At 64.0% G+C, this 26,850-nt stretch carries 24 protein-coding genes, 1 tRNA gene and 1 pseudogene; 10 read left to right on the forward strand and 16 right to left on the reverse strand.

Features of this window, described 5'->3' with window-relative positions; genetic code table 11:
• Positions 1-242 precede the first annotated feature (242 nt).
• Both QME84_08020 and QME84_08025 read left to right on the forward strand, forming a co-directional pair.
• The gene (locus tag QME84_08020) at positions 243-758 is read left to right on the forward strand and encodes a hypothetical protein (protein ID MDI6874212.1); all 516 of its coding nucleotides are present in this window, start codon (positions 243-245) and stop codon (positions 756-758) included.
• 127 nt (positions 759-885) lie between these two features.
• Positions 886-1,887 carry a 4Fe-4S binding protein gene (locus tag QME84_08025; protein MDI6874213.1) on the forward strand — a complete coding sequence of 334 codons (1,002 nt, stop codon included), beginning with the start codon at positions 886-888 and terminating at the stop codon, positions 1,885-1,887.
• A 170-nt stretch (positions 1,888-2,057) separates the two neighbouring features.
• On the opposite strand, the gene QME84_08030 is transcribed toward QME84_08025, so the two are convergent.
• Entirely contained in the window at positions 2,058-2,909 is an 852-nt protein-coding gene (locus QME84_08030; protein ID MDI6874214.1) for a MaoC/PaaZ C-terminal domain-containing protein, read from the reverse strand.
• A 48-nt stretch (positions 2,910-2,957) separates the two neighbouring features.
• Positions 2,958-3,869 carry an SDR family oxidoreductase gene (locus tag QME84_08035; GenBank protein MDI6874215.1) on the reverse strand — a complete coding sequence of 304 codons (912 nt, stop codon included), beginning with the start codon at positions 3,867-3,869 and terminating at the stop codon, positions 2,958-2,960.
• A 525-nt stretch (positions 3,870-4,394) separates the two neighbouring features.
• Here QME84_08035 and QME84_08040 point away from each other — a divergent pair.
• The 8 genes from QME84_08040 to QME84_08075 all read left to right on the forward strand — a co-directional run bounded on the left by QME84_08040 (position 4,395) and on the right by QME84_08075 (position 12,574).
• Positions 4,395-4,982: a protease complex subunit PrcB family protein gene (locus QME84_08040; GenBank protein MDI6874216.1), complete on the forward strand. Its 588-nt coding sequence runs from the start codon at positions 4,395-4,397 to the stop codon at positions 4,980-4,982.
• Between the two features lie 403 nt (positions 4,983-5,385).
• A complete protein-coding gene (locus QME84_08045; protein ID MDI6874217.1) occupies positions 5,386-6,348 on the forward strand; it encodes an AIM24 family protein in 963 nt (320 codons plus the stop codon).
• A gap of 270 nt (positions 6,349-6,618) precedes the next feature.
• The gene (locus QME84_08050) at positions 6,619-7,773 is read left to right on the forward strand and encodes a 2-hydroxyacyl-CoA dehydratase family protein (GenBank protein MDI6874218.1); all 1,155 of its coding nucleotides are present in this window, start codon (positions 6,619-6,621) and stop codon (positions 7,771-7,773) included.
• 18 nt (positions 7,774-7,791) lie between these two features.
• On the forward strand, positions 7,792-9,192 hold the full coding sequence (locus QME84_08055) for a 2-hydroxyacyl-CoA dehydratase family protein (GenBank protein MDI6874219.1): 1,401 nt from the start codon (positions 7,792-7,794) through the stop codon (positions 9,190-9,192).
• Between the two features lie 329 nt (positions 9,193-9,521).
• A complete protein-coding gene (locus QME84_08060) occupies positions 9,522-10,313 on the forward strand; it encodes an acyl-CoA dehydratase activase (protein ID MDI6874220.1) in 792 nt (263 codons plus the stop codon).
• Complete coding sequence (locus tag QME84_08065; protein ID MDI6874221.1) at positions 10,310-11,080, forward strand: acyl-CoA dehydratase activase; 771 nt, start codon at positions 10,310-10,312, stop codon at positions 11,078-11,080. The genes QME84_08060 and QME84_08065 overlap by 4 nt, the downstream gene beginning before the upstream one ends.
• A gap of 1 nt (position 11,081) precedes the next feature.
• Entirely contained in the window at positions 11,082-11,816 is a 735-nt protein-coding gene (locus tag QME84_08070) for a hypothetical protein (protein MDI6874222.1), read from the forward strand.
• On the forward strand, positions 11,813-12,574 hold the full coding sequence (locus QME84_08075) for an AAA family ATPase (GenBank protein MDI6874223.1): 762 nt from the start codon (positions 11,813-11,815) through the stop codon (positions 12,572-12,574). The genes QME84_08070 and QME84_08075 overlap by 4 nt, the downstream gene beginning before the upstream one ends.
• Positions 12,575-12,589: 15 nt before the next feature.
• Here the strand turns inward: QME84_08075 and QME84_08080 are convergent, their stop codons facing one another.
• The 14 genes and pseudogenes from QME84_08080 to QME84_08145 form a co-directional block, all read right to left on the reverse strand.
• Complete coding sequence (locus QME84_08080) at positions 12,590-14,446, reverse strand: AMP-binding protein (protein MDI6874224.1); 1,857 nt, start codon at positions 14,444-14,446, stop codon at positions 12,590-12,592.
• Between the two features lie 611 nt (positions 14,447-15,057).
• On the reverse strand, positions 15,058-16,611 hold the full coding sequence (locus QME84_08085; GenBank protein ID MDI6874225.1) for an NAD(P)/FAD-dependent oxidoreductase: 1,554 nt from the start codon (positions 16,609-16,611) through the stop codon (positions 15,058-15,060).
• Between the two features lie 470 nt (positions 16,612-17,081).
• Entirely contained in the window at positions 17,082-17,462 is a 381-nt protein-coding gene (locus QME84_08090; GenBank protein ID MDI6874226.1) for a hypothetical protein, read from the reverse strand.
• A 471-nt stretch (positions 17,463-17,933) separates the two neighbouring features.
• Entirely contained in the window at positions 17,934-18,434 is a 501-nt protein-coding gene (locus QME84_08095; GenBank protein ID MDI6874227.1) for a hypothetical protein, read from the reverse strand.
• Positions 18,435-18,834: 400 nt separating this feature from the next.
• Positions 18,835-18,909: transfer RNA gene (locus tag QME84_08100), tRNA-Ala, on the reverse strand.
• 156 nt (positions 18,910-19,065) lie between these two features.
• Positions 19,066-19,485, reverse strand: a complete 420-nt coding sequence (rsfS, locus tag QME84_08105; GenBank protein MDI6874228.1) for a ribosome silencing factor — start codon at positions 19,483-19,485, stop codon at positions 19,066-19,068.
• 89 nt (positions 19,486-19,574) lie between these two features.
• Complete coding sequence (locus QME84_08110; protein MDI6874229.1) at positions 19,575-20,858, reverse strand: LytR C-terminal domain-containing protein; 1,284 nt, start codon at positions 20,856-20,858, stop codon at positions 19,575-19,577.
• A 48-nt stretch (positions 20,859-20,906) separates the two neighbouring features.
• On the reverse strand, positions 20,907-21,536 hold the full coding sequence (nadD, locus tag QME84_08115; protein MDI6874230.1) for a nicotinate-nucleotide adenylyltransferase: 630 nt from the start codon (positions 21,534-21,536) through the stop codon (positions 20,907-20,909).
• Position 21,537: 1 nt separating this feature from the next.
• Positions 21,538-22,785, reverse strand: coding sequence for a glutamate-5-semialdehyde dehydrogenase (locus QME84_08120; protein MDI6874231.1), 1,248 nt, complete (start codon positions 22,783-22,785; stop codon positions 21,538-21,540).
• A 174-nt stretch (positions 22,786-22,959) separates the two neighbouring features.
• A complete protein-coding gene (gene proB / locus QME84_08125) occupies positions 22,960-24,105 on the reverse strand; it encodes a glutamate 5-kinase (GenBank protein MDI6874232.1) in 1,146 nt (381 codons plus the stop codon).
• Positions 24,106-24,463: 358 nt separating this feature from the next.
• A complete protein-coding gene (obgE, locus tag QME84_08130; GenBank protein MDI6874233.1) occupies positions 24,464-25,744 on the reverse strand; it encodes a GTPase ObgE in 1,281 nt (426 codons plus the stop codon).
• Positions 25,745-25,886: 142 nt separating this feature from the next.
• On the reverse strand, positions 25,887-26,147 hold the full coding sequence (rpmA, locus tag QME84_08135; GenBank protein ID MDI6874234.1) for a 50S ribosomal protein L27: 261 nt from the start codon (positions 26,145-26,147) through the stop codon (positions 25,887-25,889).
• Between the two features lie 80 nt (positions 26,148-26,227).
• Positions 26,228-26,533, reverse strand: a pseudogene (gene rplU / locus QME84_08140) (50S ribosomal protein L21).
• Positions 26,534-26,663: 130 nt separating this feature from the next.
• On the reverse strand, positions 26,664-26,850 hold a 187-nt coding region (locus QME84_08145), incomplete at its 5' end, for a hypothetical protein (protein MDI6874235.1).

Consider the following 26,850-nt stretch of genomic DNA (forward strand, 5'->3'; position numbering starts at 1 on the left):
CGATATCCTGAGATACACAAGGTCCGCCTCTTTTCGTAGCTCCTTGGTGTATACTATCTCCACGAATGCTCGGAAACTGACCGAAGAAAGCACTGATTATGCAATGCCTCCGGAACTGGCGTGCCGTTCATGGGTGGCGCGGCATTTTCAGGAGTCATTGCGGGCGTCAAGAGCCGATGTGACGTTAAACTTATAGAGGCCTGAAGCGCGCTTTCCGCGGGGAAATCAAGGAGTGAACCTGTATGGTCAAGAAAACCGTATCTCTTGTGGTGTCGGCCCTTCTGCTCGGTGCGTTCTTCTCGCTCGCGGGCTGTGGGAGCGCGGACCGGGAGGATTACTTCCGGGAAATTCGCAAGATCAACGAAAAACTGACCTCCAGGCTCGGAGAACTGGGCGAGGAGGTGGCCGCCCTGGATCACGGGAACGAGGAGGAACTTAAGGAGGACCTGGCCGGGATCCTGGAGGAGACGGCCCTGATCCTGGAGGAAGGTGTCCGGGAGATGAGCCGGGTGAGGGTACCGGCCGGTGGCGAGGAAGCCCATCTGAGCTTCCTTGAACTCCTATCCGAAGCGGCTGCGGGTTACCGGGAGTCCGCCACCGCCCTCATGCCCCGCGCAGTGGAAGAGCACGGGCACGAGAGCGGGGAGGAGGAGGTCCACGTTGAAGAGGCGGGGGATCATGCCACGCAGGAGGGAGCGGAAGAGAATCACCCCATTCAAGCCGCCGCCGAGGAAGCGGGTCATTCGGGGGGACACTGACCAGCAATCGGATGCGCCGGAACCATGTTCCCGTCGAAGGCACCCGTAACCGTCCCCGGCGGCGGCTCCCGGCTTATAATATCCCTATCGTGTTCTCTCGGTGCAGGATGGAGAAAGGGGAAGGCACATGAACGACGAGGACCTCTACCAGCAGTTGGCGAGCAGGGTGCTCATGCCCCAGAGCAAGCTCATACCCGAGCTTTTCCGCATGATCGCCGACGAGGAGGAAGCGCGCATCCTCCTGGCCACTCCGGGCACCCTCCCGGAGCTGGCGGAGAAGGTGGGGCTTCCCGAGGACGTAGTTAAGGAGAGACTGGATATCCTCTTCCGCAAGGGATTGATCTTCAAGTCGGAGAAACCCCAGGGGACGGTCTACCGCATGTGCCGGGACCTGGTGCAGTTCCACGACGCCTCCATACTCTGGCCGGAGGCCCCTCCCGAGTACCACCGGCTCTGGAAACGCTTCATGGCCGAGGAGTGGCCGGAATTCGCCGGGATGGTCTCCAGGATGCTTCCAAAGCCCTTCTCCCGTATCGTCACCGTGCAGCAGCCAGTGGAGGCCCGCTCGCGCATCCTGGCCTTCGACGACGTGGAGCGCATCATAAGGGATTCCGGAAGGGTGGCGGTCACCAAGTGCACCTGCCGCCTCATAGAGGGCAACTGCGACAAGCCCCTGGAGGTGTGCCTGCAGGTGGGAAGGGCGGCGGAATACACCATCGAAAGGGGCAGCGGTCGCGAGGTAAGCGTGGAGGAAGCCCTGGACATCATCCGGGAGTGCGAGGAGGCCGGGCTGGTGCACGTGACCATGAACCGGACCACGGACAGCCATTACATCTGCAATTGCTGCGATGACTGTTGCATGTCCTTCACCCTCATCTCCAAGGGCATCAACCTATGCGATCCCAGTCGTTTCCAGGCCCGGGTGGACGCGGAGAAATGCAGCGGCTGCGGAACGTGCCTGGAGCGGTGCTTCTTCGGGGCCCTTTCCCTCGCCGGAGAGGAGGGTTCCCAGGTCAGCACGGTGGACCCGGAGAAGTGCATGGGGTGCGGGCTGTGCATGGTCACCTGTCCCGAGGAGGCCATTTCCATGGAGCTGGTACGCGAGGAGGACTTCATTCCCCGTTTCTGAGCGCAAATCGACAGGAGGATCGAAAATCGGTCCCCTACCGCGGATGTACCCTTATTCGCCGGTATGACGGCGGGCAGATACCGGGTTCTAGCCGGAGGGGTTCCCTTTCCCGGTAAACCAGAGTAAAAGAGGGGCGGGCAGGCCCGCCCCTCTTTTCACCATAGCCCGCCTTACACGTTGAGCCACACCGCGGCGTTGGTGATACAGTACTCCTCCGGACGCTCCTTGGTGGTGCACCGGAAGATTATTTTGTCCTCGGACTCCTGCCACATCTGGGTGACGATAGTGTCTCCCGGCCACACGGGACGGCTGAAGCGCACCTTGATGGCCTTGAACTTGGCCGGGTCGTTCCCGCAGTACTCCCTGAGAACCGCCCGACCCGCGTGCCCGAAGGTGCACAGGCCGTGCAGTATGGGCTTGGGGAAGCCCGCCATGCTGGCGAAGTTGGGGTCAATGTGCAGTGGATTGTAGTCCCCGGACAGGCGGTAGATCATGGCCTGGATGGGGAGTGTTTTCATCTCCACCACCTTGTCCGGGTCGCGGTCCGGAGGCTCGTTGCCCGGCTCGGGTCCGCGCTCGCCGCCGAAGCCGCCCTCTCCCCGGATGAAGCTGGAGAACTTGTTGAAGAAGACCACGTCTCCGGATTCGTCCACCGTCTCCACGTCCAGGTCGATGACCGCGCCCTTGGTCTTGTCCCACACGGCGGCGATCTTGGGCTTGGAGGTCAGCTTGCCCTGGGTGGGAATGGGGTGCTTGCGGATCTCCAGGTACTGTTCCCCGTGCACCAGCATCACCAAGTTGATGTCCACGCCCTCCACGTTCACCAGTCCCATGAGCGCCGGGAAGGGAGGGATTACCCCGAAGGTGGGCAGCACCTGCAGCCCGTTCTCGTAGACGAACTTCAGCTCGTCGTCCTCGTACCCGGCCCCCACCCCCAGGGCATAGAGGATCACGTCCCGAACCGTGTACTCGTAATCCAGGGCAGGCAGCTCCTTCCCCACTACCGAAAGGTCGATAGGCATCTTATATTCAACTCCTTCCTCGACTCGCCGTCCTGCCTTCCCGCCGGCTCATCCTAGGTTGAGCTTAGAAAGGGCGTTGCCGGTCTGCTCGGTGGCGTTCTCGAAGGTCCGGGCGCCCTCCAGGGAGACGATCTTATCGATGTTCTCGTCGATCATCTCCAGGGTGATCCCCTGGGCCGGGTCCAGGAAGACCCCCGGGCCCTCCATGAAGGCGGTGCGGCTGAAGTAACCGGCCCCGGCCACGAAGGTGTAACCGGAGAAGTTGCAGCGGTCAGAGCAAGCCCACACCACCATGGGGGCCACGTACTCGGGCTTGAGGATCTCCACCAGGTTGGGCGGCAGCACGGTGGCCGTCATGCGCGTTCCGGCGATGGGCACGATGGTGTTGCAGAGGATGTTATACTTGGCTCCCTCCTGCTTGAGGACGTGCATTAGACCGATGATGCCCATCTTGGCCGCTCCGTAGTTGGCCTGCCCGAAGTTGCCGTAGACACCGGCAGCGGAGGCGGCGGAGACGATGCGCCCGTAATTGTTCTCCCGCATGTAGGGCCAGGCCGCCTTGGAGCAGTAGAAGGTGCCGTTGAGGTGGACGGCGATGACCTTCTCGTAATCCTCCAGCTCCATCTTGAGGAAGCTCTTGTCGCGCAGGATGCCGGCGTTGTTGATGAGGATGTCGATCTTCCCGTAGTTGTCGATGGCCGTCTTGATGATGTTCTGGGCGCCCTCCCAGTCGGCCACGCTGTCGAAGTTGGGGACCGCCTCCCCGCCGGCGTCCTTGATCTCCTGCACCACCTTCTCCGCGGCGGTGGTCCCGGCGCCCGTTCCGTCCACGGCCCCGCCCAGGTCGTTGACCACCACCTTGCACCCGCGGCTGGCCAGGAGCAGGGCGTATTCCCTACCTAGGCCGCCGCCGGCCCCGGTCACTACTGCGACGCGTCCGTCGAACCTTATCTCCGACATATACCCTCTCCTTTCTTTCCTCCGGGGTCTCCCCCGACGATCCCTTACCACCTCCTCAGGACAGCGGGAAAACTCCTTTCCGCCGTCTCCTTGCGCCCTCCGAGCCGCTGCGCGGCTTTATAATTATATAACGGATTTCGGCTCATTTACCAAACGGTATCTTCAAGGGGCGGCCGTCGCGGGAAAAGGACGGCGCGGCAGGAGAAACCACTCCACGGAACCTCTTCCCGGCTCACACTTCGCCGCCGGCCGCCGCCAGGCGGCGCAGAAGTCGCGCACCCCATAGGAAATATTTTCCATTTTCTTCCGTAACACGACCAGCTGCCGGCGGGCGACCCCCAACTTCGATGCAAGGCGCGGCGCCAAGCGAGCGACGCGGAGAGTATGCGCTACGGGCACAAGGTGGTGGGTCGTACGCGCCCGGGCAAGGCGCGGGTTATAATCATTGCGTAGCATTGCGTAGCGTGGACCGGCCTCACCGGCGCACGCGGCAGGAAGACGAAGGTTCGATCGGGACGGAAGGTTATGGGCAGGTCGTCGACGAGACGCCCGGCGGCCTTTCTGCTCGCCTTCCTTCTGGCGGCCCTCTCCGCCGTCGCCATCTACGGGTGCGGGGGCGATAAGGCCGGCGAGGAGGAGATGGCGGGAAAGGGGGCTCCCGAAAGGGAGATACCCCTGCGGACCCTCATGCAGGGCTCGGTATGCGATTACGGGCGCTTCGAGCAACCGGCCACCGGGGGAGAAACCGGACCCGCTTTCCTGGTGCTGGAGGACGATGAGGCACTAAAGCGGCTCCTATTCCTCTCTGGCCTGGAACTTCCGGCGGGCGAGATCAACTTCTCGCGCCAGGTGGTCATCGCCGCCATGCAGGGACCCAGGAGCACGTCGGGATACGCCGTCTCCGTGGTGCGGGCGGTGCAGGTGGGAACCGAGGTCCGGGTGGAGGTGGAAGTGGTGGAACCGGAATCGGGAAGCATGACCGCCCAGGTGCTCACCAGTCCTTTCCACCTGGTAGTGGCGGAAAGGGAAGATTTCCAGCCCCGGGGCGAGCTCTCTTTCACCTTCACGGACAGGAAGGGGGAGACGCTAGAGAGGACCACGGCGGAGATATGAGGTTTCAGCAAACGCTCCGCTCTCCCGTAATATTTCCAGTTACCAGGCGTCATGCCACGTCAGATCGCTCAAAACGACCCCCACGGACACCAGGTGAAAGCGCCGGAAAGCACCGTCCGGAGCGCCGGGTGTCCCGGGGCATTCGTTCCCCCTTGATCCTGCCGAGGCGGTGCACGGTCGATAAATCCACGTACTTCGAGTGAGAAAAAGGCCCAACAGGGTCGCCGCTGAGAATCGGCCTTCCGCGGGGTTTCCATTTTACGGATGGCCTTAACGGGGTAGGATAACAATAAGTCTCGGGATAATGGAGATCGGAAAGCGCGGTGTCCGTGACTGGGCCCGCGGGGAACGCTCGGCGATCGGTCTTCGGAAGGCTAAACCCGGGAGATAAAGGAGGTTCAGGATGCTCTGTCCGGCTTGTAATCGGGAAAACGACGACACGGCTTCCTTCTGCCGTTTCTGCGGACAACAGCTGAAAGCGCCTGGTAGCGTCCCCGGAAGCACCATGCCTGACGCGCCTTCCGGGTCACAAGCCCGGGAGGCTACTCCGGCGCAGGCCCAGGCGGTTTCCGCCCCACCCGCCGCCTCAACCCGTAATGGGGACCTCGCGCCCACTTCGCTGGCGGCCCTGGTCCGGCAGTCCATGGAGGTGGAAAGCCCCGACGCCTTCAGCCTGCAGAGTAAGAAGCTCTTGCGAGTGAACATGGACGCCTGCGGCGGGCAGGTGCTGGCCAAGGCCGGTTCCATGATCGCCTACCAGGGAAGGATAAGCTTCGTCCGCCAGGGGAGCGGTGGGGTGGACAAGTGGATCAAGAAGGCCGTCTCCGGAGAATCCTTCACCCTCATGCTGGCGCAGGGCACCGGGGACCTCTTCCTGGCCGACGCCGCCAACGACATCGTGCTTCTCTACCTGAACAATGAATCCATCACCGTGGAGGCCCTTAACCTCCTGGCCTTCACCCCCAGCATCTCCTGGGACATCAAGATGATCAAGGGAGCAGCGGGGATGATGGCCGGGGGGCTGTGGACGGTGGAGCTGCAGGGGACCGGCTACCTGGCCCTCATATCCAAGGGAGAGCCCATGACCCTGAAAGTTACCCCGGACCAGCCCGTGTTCACCGACCCCAACGCCACCATCGCCTGGTCCCAGAGCCTCAACCCCACCCTGCACGTGGACGCCAACCTCTCCAGCCTGAAGGGGATCTTCGGCTCCACCCACGGCGAGCTCTTCCAGTTGGCCTTCCAGGGAGAGGGGTACGTGGTAGTGCAGCCCAGCGAGGAGGCTCCCAAGACCAGCCTCCAGCAGCCCAGGACCGGGGACAGCGGTCCGGCGGGAGGGATACTGGGAGGCCTCCTCGGCCATTGACCCGCGTCGATAGCCAAGAAGAAGCCTGGGAGCGCGGAAAGTAAGGGCATGGGCCGGGAGCGGGAAATCCCCCGTTCCGGGTGGGGATATCCCCACTTGTACCTGCCCCGGGGGTGAACATAGAATAAACCCGCGTCCGAAAGGCTGTCGCGGCCCGTGCGGCGGCGAGGGAGGCTTCTTCTCCGGCCCTGATCAACCCGCGGGGGACGGTGAGCCGTTCTCCTCCCATCTTACCGCCGCGAAGAAGCATGCGAAGGCGAGGGGGAGTCCATGGACGAACTCTGCAGGATGGCCCGGAAACTGGTACCGCCCCGGCTCCGGGAATGGAAGGAAGGTGGCGGGCAAGTGGTGGGATATACCTGCGTGGCCACGCCGCGGGAGATCTTCGACGCCGCGGGTATATTGCCCTACCGCCTGCGCGCCCTGGGGAAACCGGAGCGCGACCACGCTGACGCCTACCTCTCCCGCTTCAACTGCGGGTTCTGCCGCGCCTGCCTTCAGCTGGCCCTGGAGGGAGCCTATGATTTTCTGGACGGGCTGGTGGAGACCAACGGATGCGACCACCTGCGGGGGATGTTCGAGAACTGGAGCCGCACCACGAACCCCGGGTTCTTCCACTATCTCAAGGTTCCCCACCTGGTGACCGAGGAATCGCTGGAATTCTTCGCCGAGGAGCTGGAGCTCCTCCGGGAATCACTTGCCAACTATTTCCAGGTAGATATCGGCGACTCCGCCCTCTCCGAGGCGGTGCGGGCGGCCAACCGGCGCCGCGAGAGGATGCGCGAGCTGTTCTCCCTGCGGGAGAGGGAGAACCCGGCCCTCACCGGAAAGGAGGCGCTGGCCGCCCTCCTCCTGGAGTCCTCCCTGCCCCCGGCGGCGTTCGATGCCCTCCTGGAACAACTCCTGGAGGAGGTCCAGGGAAGGGAGATCCGCGGCTACCGAGCCCGGCTCCTCCTCGCCGGGAGCGCCACCGACGAGCCGGAGCTGGTAGGGGAGATCGAGGACCTGGGGGGCCTGGTGGTCACCGACGCCCTCTGCTACGGGACCCGTACCTTCTGGAAGCTTCCGGAGGTGGAAGGGGAGCCCATCCCCGCCCTCGCGGAGGCCTACCTGCGGCACCTGCTGTGTCCCCGCATGTTCGACGATTACCCTTCCCGGCTGGAGTTCATCCTCCGGGCGGCGGAGAGGGCCAGGGTGGACGGCGCCGTGCTGGTGTACAACAAGTTCTGCGACCTGCACGGGGTAGAGAACGTGCGCCTGCGCCTGGACCTGGAGGAACGCGGTATCCCGGTCCTGGTCCTGGAGAAGGAATACGGTTCCCCCGCCGACCTGGGACGGATACGCACCCGGGTGCAGGCCTTCCTGGAGCGCATCTCCGGCCGGAGAGGCTCCGGGGTGGCCGCTTTGCCGACGGGCGGCGTCTGAGAACGGAGGGGTGAGAGAATGGCCGCACGGGGTTTGGATATCGGCGACGGGCTCTTCCGCAGGGTGGAGGAGCTTATCGAGGTGGCCATGGATCTTCCCAGGGGGATGAGCGACCAGGAGGTGGAGGGCCTGCTCCACCTGCTTCCCCCGGATACCTCGCGCTCCATGCGCGCCCTCCTCTCCCCCCGCTTCCGCGAGGTGAGCCTGGACTTCATAACCATGATCGGGGGCTGGATACGCGAGGCCCGGCGGGCCCGGGAGGAGGGGCGCAAGGTGATCCTGGTCCCCTTCAACTTCCCCCCCGAGATAATCTACCTCTTCCGGAATGCCGTTCCCCTCACCAGCGAGGTGCTCACCACCCTGGGAGTCTCCGTGCTGGAGGGGCAGGGGGAGCGTTACTGGGACTACGCCATGGGCCTGGGGATACCCGATTTCCTCTGCTCCTCGTCCACCATCGAGCTGGGATCCGTCCTCACCGGCCGGGACTTCGAGCCGGACATCATCGTCCAGTCCGCCCCCGGCGCCTGCGACGCCAACTCCAAGATCCACGAGTTCGTCTCCCTGCACATGGGCATACCGCAGGTGATCCTGGAGAAACCCACCGAGACCGGGCCGCGGGGGAGGAAGCTCCACCGGCGCTACTTCCTGGGCTTCCTCCGCCGCCTGGAGGAGATGATCGGTGAGGAGCTGGACGAGGAGCGCATGCGCGAGGTGCTGGAGGAGGCCAACCGCGCCGCGGAGCTCTACTACGAGCTGTACGACTTGAAAAAATTCTCTCCCTGCCCGGTGCCCAACATCTTCTCCCTCTTCACCTACGGGACCCGCTTCACCCGCTGGGGCCGCCCGGAGGGAACGGAGATGATGCGCGCCATGGTGAACCTTTCCAGGAAGCGCCTGGAGGCCGGGGAGTACCCCGCCTCGGAGGAGGTAGCCCGCTGTATATGGCTTTATATCGGGTACTACTTCGACTTCCTAGGCTTCTTCAACTGGATGGAGGAGCGGGGCATAACCTACCTGAACGACGTCCTCTCCCTGTGCCAGCCCCGCTTCGTGGACACCTCCTCCCGGGAGAGCATGCTTGAGGGCCTGGCGGAAACCTGCTTCGAGTATCCCATGACCAGGCAGATGGGGTCCTCCTCCATGTCCCTTACCTGGATAGAGGACATGTGTGGGTTCATCCGTGACCTGCGCGCCGACTGCGCCATCTACTCCGGGCACCACGCCTGCAAGCAGACCTGGAGCGTCATCAACCAGGTGCGCCAGGAGATAATGAAGCGCACCGGGGCCCCCGTCCTCTGCCTGCAGGGAGATTCCTGGATCCGGCGTATGACCCCCACCAGCGTGCTCCAGGAGGAGATAGAATCCTTCGTGGCCAACGTGGTCCGCAGGCGTAGCCGCCGGGCAGGGAGGAGTGCATGAGAGGAGGTCGTTCCCGAGGGGTGAGGGGAAACGATTCCCGTTCAGCGGGAGACCTTCCAGAGCTTCCGTTCTACCTCGACGGAGACGAGATTGACAGAAAATGACCGCGGTCATATCATACAACCGCCCCGTAAAGATCCGGCTGCATTCGCGGGGAGGAGGCTCGGATGAGCCACCCATCGCACCTTCCCCAATTCGCGATGGCTCATCCTGCCTCCTGAATCCCCGGAGACGGATGGGATAAAATTGAAGGTGGGGACATAAAGAAGCAGGCCAGGACCTTGTGCACGGACCCAGGGGACCGGCAAGTCGGCAGAGGGAGGTGAGACATGCGCTTCGGGGGTATCGACGTGGGCTCCCTCACCGCCCAGGCGGTGATCATGGAGGACGGAAAGATCGCCGGCTTCCGGAGCATAAGGGTGAAGCCCAACCCGGTGGAATCGGCGGAGACGGTGATGGGGGAGCTCCTCTCCGAGCTGGGCCTCCGTCCCGGGGACATCGACTTCACGGTGAGCACCGGGTACGGCAGGGAGCAGGTGCAGGCCCGCGGCCTGGCCCAGGCCAACGTGAGCGAGATCTCCTGCCACGGCACGGGCGCCCTGTGGCTCCTCCCCGGGGTGCGCACCATCATCGACATCGGGGGCCAGGACGCCAAGGTCATCCGCATGGAGCCCACGGGAGAGCTCAAGGATTTCGTCATGAACGACAAGTGCGCGGCGGGAACCGGTCGCTTCCTGGAGGTCATGTGCCGCACCCTGGGCATTACCCTGGACGAGCTGGGCACCCTGTCCCTCAAGTCCCGGCACCCGGTGGACCTCTCCAGCCGCTGCAGCATCTTCTGCGAGACGGAGGTCCTGCACTACATGCAGCGGGGCGTGGACAAGGCGGACATCGCCGCAAGCGTCAACCGGGCCATGGCCGAGCGGGTGGCCGCCCTGGCCCGACGGGTGGGGGTGGAACCTGAGGTGACCATGTCCGGCGGGGTGGCCAAGAACGCCGCGGTGAAGGCGGAACTGGAGCGCATCCTGGGAGTGAGGATGGTGCCCTGCCCGGTGGATCCCCAGATCGTGGGGGCGCTGGGCGCCGCCATCCTCGCCCGTCGCATGGGAGGGACGAGATGAAGGCGCTGGGTTGCGACATCGGGAGCCTCTTCTCCAAGGCGGTGGTCATGGACGGCGAGACCCTGCTCGCCTGGAAGATAATGGAGACCACCGGCAACATCGCCGGGGAAGTGGACGGGCTCATCGAGGAGGTGTGCCGCGAGGCGGGGGTGAGCCGCCACAACCTGGACGGCATGGTGACCACGGGAAGCGGAGCCGAGTTCCTCAAGGAGGCCGACTTCCTGGAGGACGAGGTGGCCTGCATCGGCTGGGCAGCGCGTTGCCTCCTTCCCGAGGTGGACCTGGTGGTGGACATCGGGGGACAGAGCATCACCTCCATGCTCCTGGACCCGGAGGGCGAGGTCGTAGACTTCATGCGCAACGACAAGTGTGCCTCGGGCTCCGGCCGCTTCCTGGAGGTCATGGCCGCGGCCCTGGGCATCCCCGTGGAGCGCATCGACGAGGAGGCCTCGCGGGCCGCGAAGCGCGTCCCCATAAGCTCCCAGTGCGGTGTCTTCGTGGAGAGCGAGGTCATCACCCACGTCAACAACGGGGAATCACCCCAGGACATCGTGGCCGGCCTGTGCGACGCCGTGGCTCGCATCGTCACCTCCCAGGCCCGCCGCTTCGGGGGCGGCAACCGCTACACCTTCACCGGCGGCGTGGCCAGGGTACACACCGTGGTGGACCTGGTGCGTGAGCGCATGGAGGGAGAATTCCAACCCTTCCCCCTGGACCCCATGCTGGCCGCGGCGGTGGGCGCCGCCCTGCTGGTGGAAGCGAGCTGAGTTGGGACTCTTCGAGGAACCCCTGAAGGACATCCGGCGCTACCTGGAGGAAAAGCGCTCCCTGGGAAAAGCGAGGGAGTTCTCCTATACCCCCGTGCTTCCCCGGGCCTCCTCCCCCCAGGTCATCCTGAGCGAGGACACCGGCCTGGAGCTGGGAAGCCCAGGCACGTCCTCCCGTTCCCTCCTTCTCTGGGACGACTCCGGAGCCGTGGCGGACGGGAGGATAACCCTGGTGGGACCGGACTTCCCGGAGATCGGCGGCGGAAGGGCGCCCCTGGCCCAGGTGGTCATGGTGGGCGGCCGCTTCAGCGACGAGTACGACTGTTACCGCGACCTACGTGACGCCACCTACAACCTCGGCCTGCTCGGCTTCATGACCCGCGTCCTCCCCGGGAGACAGAGCGTGTGGTGCCGCATCAGCCGGGAAGCCATGGCCCGGGGCTTCAACGCCCAGGTGCTGGGGAGCGCCCTCATCCAAGCGGTGAAGAGCCTGGACTTCGTGGACGCCGCGGAGGTGCTCCTGGTAACCTCCTCCCCGGAGGACATCGAGGAACTGTCCGGCGCCGCCGACCTGGTCCAGGAGATCGTGGAGGCGCTGATCAAGATGTACGAGGAGATGAACTTCGACTGCGACACCTGCGAGTACGTGGAGGTCTGCGACAGCGTGGTCGAGCTGCGGCGCATCCGCGAGCGCCTGCAGGCGGAACGGGGCGGTGGGGAGGTCGATCCCGGGTGAACCAGAGGACGGTGGTGGCCGTCTGCGGCAAGGGCGGGGTGGGCAAGACCACCGTGGCCGCCCTTCTGGCCAGGCTCCTCCGGGAGGACGGCCGGCGCCGCGTCCTGGTGGTGGACGCCGACCCGGCCGTGGGACTGGGCATGGCCCTGCGCATCTTCCCGCCCAGGACGGTCAACGACGTGCGCAAGGAGATCATCTCCACGGTGCGGGAGCACGCCGCCGACCAGGTGGACCTGGCGGCCTCCGTGGATTACAAGATGATGGAGATCCTGGAGGAGGAGGGCAACCTGGCCTTCCTCTCCGTGGGGCGCCCGGAGGAGGAGGGATGCTACTGCCAGCTGAACATGCTGCTGCGGGAAGCCATCGAGTTCCTCTCCTCCCACTTCGACCTCACCCTCATCGACGCCGAGGCCGGGGTGGAACAGGTGAACCGGCGGGTGATGCGCTCCGTCTCCCACCTCCTCCTGGTCAGCGACGTAACGGCCAAAGGCATTAAAGTGGCGGAGTCCATCCGGGAGGTCGCCGAGGAGGCCGTGGACTACCGGAAGCTGGGCCTCATCGTCAACCGGGTGAGGGACCCGGAAGAGGCCCGGGCGGTGTGTGAAAGCACTGTCCTTCCCCTGCTGGGATTCCTCCCGGAGGACGAGACGGTCCGGGAATTCGACGCCGGGGCTGAAAACTTCCTGGAAATTCCTTCCTCCCCGGCCCTCGAGGCGGCGCGCGAGTGCCTTCTCGCAAGCGGTTTTCTTTCCTCCTGAGCTGAAGGTTCCGCCTCAGCCCTCCGTGGCCTGGTCGGGCTGCAGTTTCTTTACTTGCATCTCCCGCAGGGCCTTCTTGTTGACCTTGAAGACCTCGGTGAGAGGCATCTCGTCCAGGAAGATCACCTCACGGGGCACGGCATACTTGGCCACCTTCTCCTTGAGGTAGTTCATGTAATCCTCTTCGGTGACCTTTCCCTTGTACTCCTCCTTCACCTGGACGAAGACCCACACCCGCTCGCTACCCGGCCTCTCCGGGTCGGGGACCCCGATGGTGGCCGCCAGCTCGGTGGCCGGGTGATCGTAAAGGATGTCGTCCACCTCGCGGGTGTACACCTTGTACCCGGAAACGATGACCATGTCCTTGGTCCGGTCGACGATGGAGAAGTAGCCGTTCTCGTCCATCTTCACCACGTCCCCAGTGTGGACGAAGCCTTCCTCGTCCAGGCCCTTGCCCGGCTCCGGCCAGTAACCCAGCATGCGCTGGGGTCCCTTGAGGAGCATTTCGCCCACCTTGCCGTCCCGGTAAAGCTCCTCGAAGGAGAGGACGCGCCCGCTGTCCACCTCCACCACCCGGACCTCGGTGTCCGGCAGGGGGATGCCGATGGTGGCCTTCTTCTCCACCCTGCGGGCCTCCTCGGACTTGCGGGAGCGCTTGGCCAGGAAGCCGATGATGCCGGTGAACATCTTGCCGAACCTCCTGGGACCCAGGAGCCTGGCCTGGGCCCTGGTGAGGGCGATGCTCACCGGGTTAAAGAGTACGGCGTTGAAGATCCTTACCCCCTTCCTTCCCCCCATGACCCGCAGGTTGGTGGAGACGTTGAAGTGGGTTACCGGGGAGAGCTCGGAGAGGCCATATCCCTCGGATACGTACCCTCCCCCGCTGGATTCCTCGAACTTCTCCTGGACCGTGGGGGGCAGCGCCGCTGAGCCGGAAATGCCGATGACCCGGGCGGCCCGCAGGTCCTCCTCAAGCATCTTCATGAACTGGGTGGGAACCCCGAACTGGATCACCGGATTGTACTTGTGCATGATGTCCAGCATGGCCTTCACGTCCCGGGGGTCGGGGACGATGAGCATGGTGGCGGCCATGCCCCCGATCATGGTGTGCATGATGCAGTGACCGTAGCTGTGGAAGAAGGGAAGCCCCATGATGACGTTGATATTCCCCTTGAGCACCTTGGTCACGGGGCCGAAGACGGCGATGTTCTGGAGTACGTTGGCCACCAGGTTGCGGTGGGTGAGCATGCATCCCTTGGGAAGTCCCGTGGTCCCGCCGGTGAAGAGCAGGGTCTCCAGGTCATGGGCGGGATCGATGTCCACCTTGGGGGGCCGGGGATCAGCCTGCTCGATTACCTCCGGAAGCCAGAGTACATCCGGAAGGCTGGAACGCTTGGTGGACCACCCGGAATAATCGTCCAGCTTGGTAATGATGATGTTGGGGGCGGCCATGAACTCCCGCAAGTACTCGGCGGTGGCCAGGTGTTCCTCCAGGCAGATGATGGCCTTGGGAGAGCTCTCGGTGAACTTGTGAGCCAGGGTTTCCCGGGCCTCGAGGAAGCTGCAGGGCACGTGCACCGCCCCCGCCTTGGAGATCCCGGAATCGGCCACCACGTACTGGATAGAGGAGGGAAGCAGGGTCACCACACGGTCACCCTTCTCCACCCCCAGGCCCGCCAGGGCGTTAGCCAGGCGGTCCGCGTGGTCCTTAATCTCCCCGTAGGTCATCTCCAGGCCCAACTGGACGCAACCCATGCGGGGAAATTCCTCCGCCACCCGGTCCAGGAACCCGTGGGTGGGGATGGAGGGATAGGGCTCCAAGGTCCTGGGAATGCCGCAGAGATCATATTCCTTGAACCACGGGTACTCCATAGTCGCAACCCCCCCTTTTTTAACATCGGCCCTACGGTCGGCGGATCCGGTTCTCGGAAATCCGGTACCGTGCCCTTGGTGCTCCTAAGATAACATACATGCTAATTCCATATGTTCACAATATCAACCTCTGGGTCAAGAATTCCGCCACATAATCTTGGCCTTGGAAGTTACCCTCCCCTTTGCAGGTACGTGAGACTCTCAAGCCAGCTGATTTTCCTTCTTCACCGGCAATCACCGCGCGGTTATCTACCCGGTGAAGACACGTCTTCCATCCCCTCCCAGCCTCCCTCCCTTCCGTACCTTTACTCAAGGGCTTGACCCCGCCCCCGCAGCCCTTTAAAGTTCCTTCCCCGGCTCCGGGTCACGCCGGAAGAAGGCTAGACCTTTCCTCGATTCTGAACTGACGCGTCATTACTATATATTTTAGTTACCTGGGGGTCAATATCCACAAGTCGAATACCAGGTATTCGATGACGGCATCCCCGACCGGAACTATCGAGAAACGGCCCCGAGCGACCGCGTGGTTATATCCTCCAGCCTGCGGGCGTGAAATCAAACGGGGCGAGAACGGCGCTCCGGGCGCCGGCTCGAACCACGCCCCACCAGACTCACCAGAGAAGGACCCTGCGGAAACCCTCGTAGATGCCTTGGGCCACCAGCTTTCCGCTCAGGGCAGAGAAGACGATCCCGCCCGGCCAGATGGAATAATGACCCGCCAGATAGAGGTTCTTCACCGGCGTGGTGAAGCGGGCGAACCTTCCGAAGAGGGGGGTGCGGTACATGTCGTAGGACCATCCCATGATGGACCCCCGTGGGTTAAGGGTGAAGCGGGCCAGGGTACGAGGGGTGGCCAGGTCGCTGCATTCCACCCTGCTCCCCAGGCCGGGAACGATCCGTTCCGTATCCGAGATGACCTCCTTGAGGACCTTTTCCTTCAACCTCCAGTATTCCTCGTTGCGCACGCAGGGGTCGGATGAACCGGTGCCCCAGCCGTTGAGCCAGTCGTAGGGCATGGGGATCTGTATGATGATGGAATTCTTTCCCGGGGGAGCCAGAGTCTTGTCGTGCCGGGAGCACCAGCTGATCATGGCCCACCTCTTGCGGTGCAGGTCGGGATCGTAGACATCCTCCTGCGCCCCGTAGGTTCTCCAGTGGATCACGTGATGGGTCTTGAGGTAGCCCTCCAATTCCCGGTCGGGGATGTCCAGGCCCAGAAAGGCGGTGATTACCGAGATGCTCACCGGACCGTTCTCCATGACGGACCGGAAGCGGCGGGGAAAGAGCGCGGGGTCGCACATCACGGAAACCAGCCTCCTCGGATTCCCGGTATTCACCACCTTTTCGGCACGATAACGCTCGCCCTCCCGGGTCTCCACCCCCACCGCCAGGTCACCCTCAGTGAGGATGCGGTCCACGGTGCAGGAGGTCCTCAACTCCCCCCCGTGTTCCTGGAAGCTCCGGGCCAGGGACTCGGCCAGGGAGACCAGGCCGCCCTTTGGATACACGTAATCGTGGAGGAAGCTGTACCAGAAGGAGTAATGCATGAAAAGCAGCATGTTGCTGTCGCCGAACTCCCCGAAAAGAAAGGCCAGCCTCGGGTCGCGGAAGATACGGCGCGCCAGTTCGCTCCCCGGAATCCTCAAGGTCCTGGGCATGGTCCCGGTAAGCGGGAGGCCGAGGCGAAAAACCCTTGCGGTGAGGCGCAATTTCTCCGCCCCGCGCTTGACCAGGGGGAAGGGATGTTCCCCGAGCATCTCCACCATCAGCCGGCAGCCCGGCTCCAGGAAGTCGAACCAGGCGTCGATGTCCCGGGAAGACTCCGGGAAGCAGGCCTTGAAGTCCGCCCGCACCTGGGAGAAATCGCGCAGCACCACGTCGCAGTCCGGGGTCACCCACCGCCAGTCCGCGCGCTCCCAGTCCTCGGGGTTGAATATCCCCAGTTCCTCGAGGATGGGAAAGAGAATGCCCACGTTCTCCGTGGACTGGGACCCGGCGTCGAAGAAAAAGCCCCGGCGTCGGAAGCCGGAGATGTTGCCGCCCACCGACTTTCCGTGCTCGAGGAGGAGCACCTTCTTGCCCATGCGCACCAGGTAATTGGCGCACACCAGGCCGCCCACGCCGGCCCCGATGACCACGACGTCGTATTTCCTTCCCTGCCCCATCTTCACCCCCTGCTCAAACCTCCGCACCCATCGCCGCCGCTGACCATCCTCCTTGCATCGTCGCGGGATGAAACCCGTACCTTTTATCGAGTATTTCACCCTCCATTTGTGATGTTAATCTATGATGACCTATAAGTTAATATTACTAACCAATTTAAGATGGCGACCTTACCCGCGCATACGGTGTCCCCCTGCCCTGCCCACTTTTTCCTTTTAACCGGGCAAATCCGGTCGGCCCGTCTCCATGGGAGGTTGACCGAATGCGGAAAGGAGAGGGAATTTAGCTGAATCCGGTGCCCAATCCGAGCGTAAGAGCTACCCTCTCCAACAACCCGGTGAACAGATCTCCGCCGGGCTTGCCCTTTCCGGCCGGGGACCCTCATGGTCGGGAAAACTCCTCTTTACCCGGCTGGTTAAAGCGCCCCCGGCCGGTAAAAGGGTCCACAACGCCCTAGCCGGCGCATCACGATTCAGGGGGTGAGGAGTTCGGTGTTCCCCTGCAGGGAGTAGATTAGGATCACCGTCTCGCCGCCCTCCCTCCGGATGCCGACCACCACCATGCGGTCCCCCTCGGCGCGGTTCCAGGTGGCCAGGGCCTGCTGGGGGTTGCACATGGTAGGATCTCCCAACCTCTCCCGGTACCAGTAATACACAGCCTCGAAGCTGTCCGCGCTGCGGAATTCTCCTCCCACGGTGGCGAACTCGCCCTCGGGAGCGTTCCCTTTGACGCTCCCCCCGCTCCCGGGTACGTAAGCGGCTCTGGGATAAACGGGCACGCCCAGCATCTCCTCGGGCGGCGCCTCCTGGCTCACCTGGTAGGTCACCACGCTCCCGTCCATCGTGTAGGTCACGCTTTCCCCGCCCTCCACGGCACCGGTTTCGGGATCCGGTGCCTTTTCTTCCCCCGCTCCCGCGGTATCAGGTGCAACCTCTTCGGCCGCGGGTTCCCCCGCGGAGGGAACCTCCTTTCCGCCGCAGCCCGCCGATAAGAGAAGGAAGGCGGTTAAAAGAATCGTTCCCACCGTCAAGGTGGTCATACGTCGCCATCCCCGTGCCGTTCGCGCCTTCATAATCCCTTCCTTTCAGCGGCGGCAACCCCAGTTCCTTCCCGATTCTAACCCACCCCGGCTCCGATGCCCAAACCGCGTGTTCTCCTCCTGCCGCACCGGAACGTCCGCCATCCCTTGCCCTGCAGCCATGCCCATGGGCAGCGCTTATATAACATTCGCCCGTCTGCAGGACGCTCTACCTCTATCTGGAGGCAACCATGAAAAGGGCCGGCGGAAGGCCGGCCCGTGCGCAACATTCCCGCCGCGAAGGTTTTATTTCGTCCCCGACAGCCTGGCGATGGTGATGCTGGTCTTCCCGTCTTCCTCGGTCACGGAAACGGTGACTACGTGGTCCTCGCTGCTCATCATCCAGCTGGCCTCCCTGGGAGAGGTGCTCTCGTACATGGGAGCGCCCAGCTTGCTCTCGTACCAGGAGATGACCTCCTCAATGCCATCCCCGGTGGTGAACTGTCCACCGGCAGTGGTGATGGCCTGACCCTCGGAGGTGCCCTTCACCGTGCCGCCGGTTCCCTCCACATACTCGGCACCGGGATAGATGGGGGCTCCCAGTTCCTCCTCGGTGGGAGCCTTCTCCGTGGCCTCGTAGGTGACCTCTCCTTCCTCGCCGCGGAAGGTCACCTTGCCCTCGCCCTCTTCCACGCTTACCTCGCCCTCAGGGGTCTTAATGGTAGTCTCCTTCTTCCCGCATCCCGCCAGTACCAGCAGGACGGACACCAATCCCAGACAGACAACGATGGCCAGTAATTTCTTCAACGTCCTTCCTCCTTACTCTCGCGCTCCTCGATGAAAAGGCCCACCATCTCGAAGCGACCGCCTTTTGGTATTCCTTAAATATGGCACATTCACCACTTTTTGTCCACGAGGCCATCGAGGGATTGGCCTCTCTTAGTAACTATTCCCAGCATTCCGATGGCTGAAGGATGCGTATGCAAAGCGAGAAAAATCGAGTTTGTCACTGCGTTGTCTCGCCCTCCTCGGGGCGGGAAAGACGGAGGCGCGGTGGGTGTGGATCAGAGAAGACGGGGACGCGGAGGTGAGGGCGGGCAACATGGGCGGGCTCACGAAGCGGTATGCCCCTGGATGAGGGGAGGGACGACCCCAGCAAGGCAAGAAAAAGCCGGGGTTCCGCTTTCGCGTTTTCCCGGCCAAATCCTGGTGGAGCCGACGGGACTTGAACCCGTGACCTCTACCATGCCAAGGTAGCGCGCTCCCACTGCGCCACGGCCCCGTTAAAGACTCTATCAGTGAAGAAGTATAAGGATACGCCCTTTATGCGTCAACGATCCCGACCGTCATGGCTCCTCTGTCGGAGCGTTATAGGGTCATGCCGCCGTGAAGGTATGCGTATTTCCCCTGACGCTCTCCATCCGAGCGGGCGGAAATTTTAAAGCCCGGTGGCGGCCCGGTCCTTTTCCTCCTCCCATTCCACAGGAGGGGCGTCCTTCCACAGCCTCTCTATCTCGTAATACTCCCTCTCCTCCTGGCGGAAGATGTGGACCACGATATCCAGGTAGTCGAGGAGAATCCAACGCCGGTGCCGCACTCCCTCGCGGCGCACCGGCCTCACGCCGAGGGCGGCCAGCCTTTCCTCCACCGCCTCCTGGATGGCGGCCACCTGGCGGTCGGTGTTTCCGCTGCAGATAACGAAGAAGTCGGTGAGGATGAATACCTCCCTCATGTCCAGGACCAGCACGTCGCGGGCCTTCTTCGCGGCAGCCGCCCGCGCCGCGGTAACGGCTATCTCCCTGCTTTCCGCCGGTATCCACCTCCTTCCGTGATTCCGAGTTACGCGGCCCTTTCCCACCCTATCCTTTCCCGGGCGGCGATTCGGATCTCGCTTTACTTCAGGGAAGAACGTTTCCTTCCCTCCCTTAGGTTACCACATGAGGCCGTTTAAGAGGCCATATCCCTCCCGGCTATCACCACCACTTCCGCCCCCGGTCCCACCTCCTCTCGGACCTCCTTCACCGAAAGCTGCACGCCCAGGTACCTGGCGAAAGCCAATGCCCGGGGATCGGCGCTGCGGCATATGATAAGACTCTCCTGGTGGCTGAAATCGTTGACCTCCTCCCCATTCACCACCACCTTGGCGTTTTTACCCGTTTCCCCCAGGGGAACCCCCATGTCCGCCAGGCGTTCCCCGACCTTCCTGCCCAGGTCCGGAACCCCGCAACCGTTGAGAACATCCACGCGCGGAATCCCGCGACAGGGTATCTCCCTCCCGGCGGCAGTCACCGCCGCCTGCAGCATGGAAACTAGGTAGGAGGCGTCCCGAGCCTCCGACCCCGTGCCGGGGACCAGGGTCATGCCGCCTTCCTCCCCCGGGAAACCCTCCGGGACGACCCCTCCCGTTCGTGCGGAAAGCGTCTCCAGGGCCCGGGGCAGGAATTCCTTCAGCCGCTCCACACGATGCAGGTATCCGTCCCAGTAATCAGAACGGTCCGTGGCCAAGAGATGGCAAAGCAGGCGATCCGCGTCGCTGATCCGCTGGCCGGCGAAAACGGTCTGGGTCTCCCCGGTCAGCGGATTGCGGAACCGGGCGTCCTCCTCGAGGACCACCGGCGGAAGCTCCAGAGCCTGCATGACCCGGACCGCCTCCCGGAAGTCACAGAGGAGGAGGTAGTGGACCTCCGTTCCGGAAAGGTTCTCCACCGTGGAGCGAAGGAGGTCCGTTCCCTTGTCCCCCCACAGGCACTCCCGCAGGCGCACGGGATTCCCGGATGCGTCATAGGTCATGAGCACTTCCGGGACCAGATAGACCTCCAGGCCGCCCTGGCCGGGAAGAAGGGTGAAGAGGACCAGGGACAGGAGTTCTCCCGGACCCTCCTCATCCGGTTTCCCGGTCACGCCCAGGAGCACGGACACGCCGCCTTCCAGTCGCTTACCGGTCTGGGGATGGGTCTGGAAAAGGTACTCCGGGAGCTCCTCGCCCCCGCTGCCCCCTGAGGAGGCCACCCGTTCCAGCAGCCAGTTCCAGGCGCGCCGTGGAAAGTTGATAGCCGGAAGGTCCACAACGGTGCCTATGGTGAGGGCGGCCACCAGGATGATCAGAAGGCCGATGACCAGGCGCTTCCTCAGCCGTGCCTCCCGCTTGCGGTGGCGGGCCAGGCGCGAGGGCTTCTCCCTCGCCCGGGCCGCGGAAATGCTGTCCCGGTCACTATCGGGTACTTTGCTCATCATCCTCCCGGTCAGCGGTCTTGCTCCATGGAGACAGGTGCGCGTCCCTCACCTGTAAAACCCGTGCTTCTCGATGAACTCCCGCACCCCCTCCGGCACCAGGTAGCGGATGGGCTTTCCCTCCCTGACCCTCCTGCGGATGTCCGTGGAGGAGATGGCCAGGGCGGGTATCTCCATGACCAGCACCCGGGGGTTGGTGGTGTGGCGTACCCTCTCCGCCTCGGGCAGGGATTCCTCCAGGCGCCGCAGGTCGTAGCCGGGACGGGTGGCGGCGATGAAGGTGCATTCCTGGAGGACCTTTTCCGGTTCCTTCCAGGTGAGAATCTCCAGTATGGCGTCTGCACCAGTGATGAAAAAGATCTGGGTGTTTTTCCCGTAGACACGGTGCAGTTCGCGGACGGTGTCTATGGTGTAGGAGGGGCCAGGGCGGTCGATCTCCAGGCGGGAGACCTGGAAATGGGGGTTGTCGGCGGTGGCTATCACCGTCATGAGGTAGCGGCTCTCGGCATCCAGGCTCCGGCGGTCCTCCTTGTGGGGAGGATGGCCGCTGGGGACGAAGAGGACCAGGTCCAGCTGGAACTGCTTCCAGGCCTCCTCGGCGGTCACCAGGTGCCCGTGATGGATGGGGTCGAAGGTCCCCCCCATCACCCCAATCCTCTTGTAGCGCAGCCTGCCCATCTCAGCTCCGAATCTGCCCCTCCCCCCAGATGATGAACTTGGTGGAGGTCAGCTCCCGTAGGCTCATCGGTCCACGGGCGTGCAGCTTCTGCGTGGAGATGCCGATCTCCGCCCCCAGCCCGAACTGCCCACCGTCGGTGAAGCGCGTGGAGGCATTCACGTAGACGTCCGCGGAATCCACCATGCTCACGAAGCGGCGGGCAGCCTGGTAATCCCTGGTAACGATGGCCTCGGAGTGCTTGGACCCGTAACGGTTGATGTGCCCGATGGCCTCCTCGAGGTCGGAAACTACCTTCACCGCCAGGATGAGGTCCAGGTATTCCCGGTACCAGTCCTCCTCGGTAGCCTCATCCGCCTCGGGAATGATCTCCCGGGTGCGGGGACAGCCGCGGATGGTCACCCCCCTCTCCCCCAGCGCCTCCGCCGCCCGGGGCAGGAACTCCCGGGCCACCGCTTCGTGCACCAGCATGGTCTCCATGGCGTTGCATACCCCGGGGCGCTGGCACTTGGCGTTGATAACGATCTCCAGGGCCATGTCCAGATCGGCGGAGGCATCCACGTAGGTGTGGCAGTTGCCCACCCCGGTCTCGATCACCGGGACGCTACTCTCTTCCACCACGGTCCTGATGAGCCCCTCCCCTCCTCTGGGGATGAGAACGTCCAGGTATTCCCGCATGCGCATGAGCTCTTTCGCCGATTCGCGGTCCGTCAGGGGCACCAGCTGGATGCTCCCGGCGGGAAGGCCCGCGCTCTCCCCCGCTGCGGCTATGACCTCGGTGAGCACTCGGTTGGAGTTGATGGCCGAGGAGCTGCCCCTCAGGATCACCGCGTTTCCCGACTTTATGCAAAGTCCCGCCGCGTCCACGGTCACGTTGGGACGGGCCTCATAAATGATGCCCACCACGCCGAGTGGTACCCTTACCTTCTGGATCTCCAGGCCGTTGGGCAACCTCCACCCGGCGACCACCTCCCCCACCGGGTCCGGCAGCGCGGCCACCTCGCGCAAGCCCTGCGCCATCTCCCCGATCCTCTTGGGGTTTAAGGTGAGGCGGTCGATGAGTGCGGAGCTCATGCCGCTCGCCCTCCCGGCCTCCAGGTCCAACCGGTTGGCGGCCAGGATGTCCTCCTCCCTGGAGAGGAGTGCCTCGGCCATCTCCTCCAGGGCCCGGTTCTTGACCTCCGCGGTCAGCGCCCCGAGATGCAGGGCCGCTTCCTTGGCTTTCTTTCCAATCTCTTCCAGAACCTCCATATCCCCTCCTTGCCAGCTTAACGTCGATCACCTCTCCACTCGCGAACCCGTCCCGGGGAGGCATCGCCGCCTCGGCGAACAGCCCCCCGCAAAGAGGAGGGCAACCTTAAGACTCTTTCCCAGCGTCGGCCGGTCCTCCTCCCCGCCGCCCGCCTCCACGTCGTGCCGGCGCGCTCAGCCTCCGCTCCCGGCGTCTCTCTCCTCCAGGATGACCAGGTAATCGCGGTGGATGACCTCCTCGCATTCACCGCCGAGGCGCCCGGCGGCCTCCCTGGTATGCAGGCCCTTGACCCGGTTGACCTCCAAGGAGGACATGCCGCATATCCCACGTGCTATATGCCGGCCACTGGCATCCACCACTTCCACGGCATCCCCGGCGTTGAACTCACCCCGGCATTCGATAACCCCGGCGGGCAGGAGGCTCTTTCCTCCGCTCAGCAGCGCCTCCCGCGCCCCGTCGTCAACCACTATGGTCCCCCGGGGCGTGGCGCCGAAAGCTATCCAGTGCTTCTGGCTCCGCAGGCGCCGGGGGGAGGGATGGAAATAGGTGCCCACTCTCTCTCCCTCCAGTACCCGCCTCAGCACCTCCGGCTCCCTCCCGGGAGCCACCACCGCCCCGATGCCCGCCGCATTGGCGATACGTGCCGCCTCCAGCTTGGCGCGCATCCCTCCCGAGGAATGCTCCCCGCCCGCCTTTCCGGCCGCCCGGACCAGCTCCGGCGTGATCTCCTCCACTTCATGGATGATGCGGGCCTTCGGATCCCGCCGAGGATCCCCGGTGTACAGCCCCTCGATGTCCGAGAGCATGACCAGGAGTTCCGCCCCGGTGAGCACCGCCACCAGGGCGGCTAGGCGGTCGTTGTCCCCGAATCGTATCTCCTCCACGGCCACGGTGTCGTTCTCGTTGACCAGCGGCAGCACGCCGTGCTCGAGGAGCTTGCGGAAGGTGTTCCTGGCGTTTAGATACTGGCGACGGTGGGCGAAGTCGTACTGGGTGAAGAGGACCTGCCCCACCAGTATCCCGTGCCGGGCGAAGAGATCGGCGTAGGTGCGCACCAGGAGCCCCTGCCCCACCGAGGAGGCGGCCTGCAGGGTGGGGATGTCGCGGGGCCGTTCGGGCAAACCCATGAGCTCCACGCCGGCGGCAATGGCTCCCGAGGAGACCAGGATGACCCGGGGACCCCGGGCGCGCACCCCGGCAACCTGGTCCACCAGGTTCCGCACCTGCTCCCTGTCCAGGCGGCCCCGGGCATCACTCAGGGTGTAAGTACCCACCTTGACCACCAGGACCTTTACCGAGGGAAGTTTTCTCTCGCCCATTCCCTGCACTCCTCAGGAATCGCCTTCCGGACCCGCCCTCACCGACATTCCATCGCGGCCGCGGGTCGAGCTCACTCCCGGCTATGGGCCAGCCCGGCCGATTTTACATTTAGGTTAACACAACCATCCCCGCCGGCGAGGTACCCCATGCTCCCATGCTCAGGCGCGTCCACCGTCCATCCCCCTCGGCGGGGGACAACCCGTAAGCTTGAAAGGCGTGATGCCCATTCTTTTCTTCCATCCTTTCGCCGGGGGACATCCCCCTGGTTCTAGGAATAGCGCGCCCGCATGTCCCGGGGATATGGAGGATAGAATTCGTTTCCCGAGGACCGTGGCAATTGAACCCTTGCCACCATGCTCACAGCTCGGGGAGGAAATCGAACACGTAATCGCCTATGACCACCGTGTCCCCCTCCCTGGCCCCCTGGCGCAGTAGCTCTTCTTCCACCCCCATCATCCTGAGCCGGGACTGCACGTAGGCCAGGGCCTGCGGCCTATTCAGGTCCAGCCGCTCCACCAGCCTCTCCACCGACTCGCCCAGCACGCGGTAATAACCCTCCTCCCGCACCACGCGGAAGCCCCTCTCCCGCCGGGGATCGAAGACGTAGACCACCCTTTCCTCGACCTCCGGGTACCTCCCCCGGCTCCTGTGCTCCTCCACCAGGTCCGCGAGGCAGCCCACCAACTCCGGTATCCCCTGCCCGGTGACGGCGGAAACAGGAAAGAATTTCCATCTCCTCCTCTCCGCCTCCCCCCGTGCCTCCTCCAGGTAGGTCTCATGGACCACGTCCGTCTTGTTGGCCGCCAGAAGCTGGGGCCTCCGCAGGAGGCGCGGGCTGTAGGCCTCCAGTTCCCCCAGGACCGTCTCCAGGGCCCGACCCGGTGGCTCCATGGCCGCCCCGGAGACGTCCACCAGGTGAAGGAGGACCGCAGTCCTCTCTACGTGGCGGAGGAACCTCAACCCGAGGCCCCTCCCCTCGTGGGCTCCCCGGATGAGACCCGGCAGGTCGGCGATGACGAAGCTGCGCTCCTCGTCCACGCGTACCGTTCCCAGGGCCGGCTCCAAGGTGGTGAAGGGATAATCCGCTATGCGCGGCCTGGCGGCGGAGACGCGGGAAATGAGGGTGGACTTTCCGGCGTTGGGAAGGCCCACTACTCCCACGTCGGCCAGGAGCTTAAGCTCCAGCCTGATCCTTTTCTCCTCCCCCTTCTCCCCCTTCTCCGCGAAGTCGGGAGCCCTCCGCGCCGGTGTGGCGAAGGAGGCGTTGCCACGCCCTCCCCGCCCTCCCCTGGCCACCACCACCTCCTGCCCGGGACGGGAAAGGTCGGCCAAAAGGCGGCCCTCCCCGTCCCGGACTTGGGTGCCCACCGGTACGTCGAGGATTAGGTCCTTCCCGTCCGCTCCGCGGCGGTCGTTGCCCGAGCCGTTGCCTCCCCTTCCAGCCCGGAAACGCGCCCGGCGCGTGAATTCCACCAGGGTGTTCACGCTGTCCGATGCGCGCAGGATGACCGATCCTCCCCGCCCTCCGTCTCCTCCGTCGGGACCCCCCATTGGACGGTATTTTTCGCGGTGGAAGCTGACGCAGCCGTCGCCTCCGTCGCCCCCCCGCACCTGGATCTCTACCTCGTCTATGAACAACGTCCCGTTCCTCCGTGGTGGCCCTTTTTTACCCGGCGCCTTTCGCCCCATCCCCGGCCTTGCCGAAGGCCGAAAATGAAAACCCCGGTACACCGGGGTTTTTACCGCTGAAGCCCTCCGGAGGACCTTCCGCGTCCGCGGATCAGGCACCCTCCACGGGAATGACGCTCACGAAATGGCGGTCGCCCGAGCGGTGGTACCTCACGTACCCGTCGACCTTGGCGAAGAGGGTGTAATCCTTTCCCAATCCCACGTTATCGCCGGGTTTTATCCTGGTACCCCGCTGCCGGACCAGGATGGAACCCCCGGTCACGAACTGGCCCCCGTAGCTCTTAACGCCCAGTCTCTTGGACCGGCTGTCCCTGCCGTTACGAGAACTCCCTACGCCCTTCTTGCTGGACATGCTCAATCACTCCCCTCGGAGCTCCGTTCTCTCTCCTCCTTGCCGCTTCCCTTCGCGGCGCCCTTCTTCCCCGTGGTGGCCGCGCTTATGCGGTCCACCCGGACCTCGGTGAAGAGCTGCCGGTGGCCACGCTTGCGGTGGTAACCCTTCTTGGGCCGGTACTTGAAGACCACTATCTTCCGGCCCTTACCGTGCCCCAGGACGGTGCCCTCCACCTTGACCTTGCCGGCTTCCGGCCCCACCAGTACCTCTCCTTCTCCGCCGGCCATGAGCACCCGCTCAAAGATGATCTTCCCCCCCACCGGTATGTCGAGCTTCTCCACCCGGATCACCGAGCCGCTCTCCACCCGGTACTGCTTTCCTCCCGTCTCTATGACCGCATACATCTCTATTCAACCTCCAGGGTCATTTTAGCACGGTTCAATAAGATAACACGGAGTCAGTGCCATGTAAAGGAAGGGAAAGGGGCGGGGCCGCCCGGAGACCGGGAGGCCCCTATATAAAACCCTCAACCGGTCAAAGCACGCAGCCCTCGGCGAAGTACCAATCCGTGGAGGGCTGTCCAGCCCCCACGGAGCTGTTGCCGTCGGTGATGCCTCCGAAGTTGAAGTAGGTTGCCAGTTCCGCCACCACGGGGAGCGAGGCCTTCACCTGGGTGGAGACGTCGGTGGACTCCAGGCCGGGTATCTCGTCCACGTGCACC

It is taken from the genome of Actinomycetota bacterium (assembly GCA_030019255.1).
Classification (GTDB): domain Bacteria; phylum Actinomycetota; class Geothermincolia; order Geothermincolales; family RBG-13-55-18; genus Solincola_A.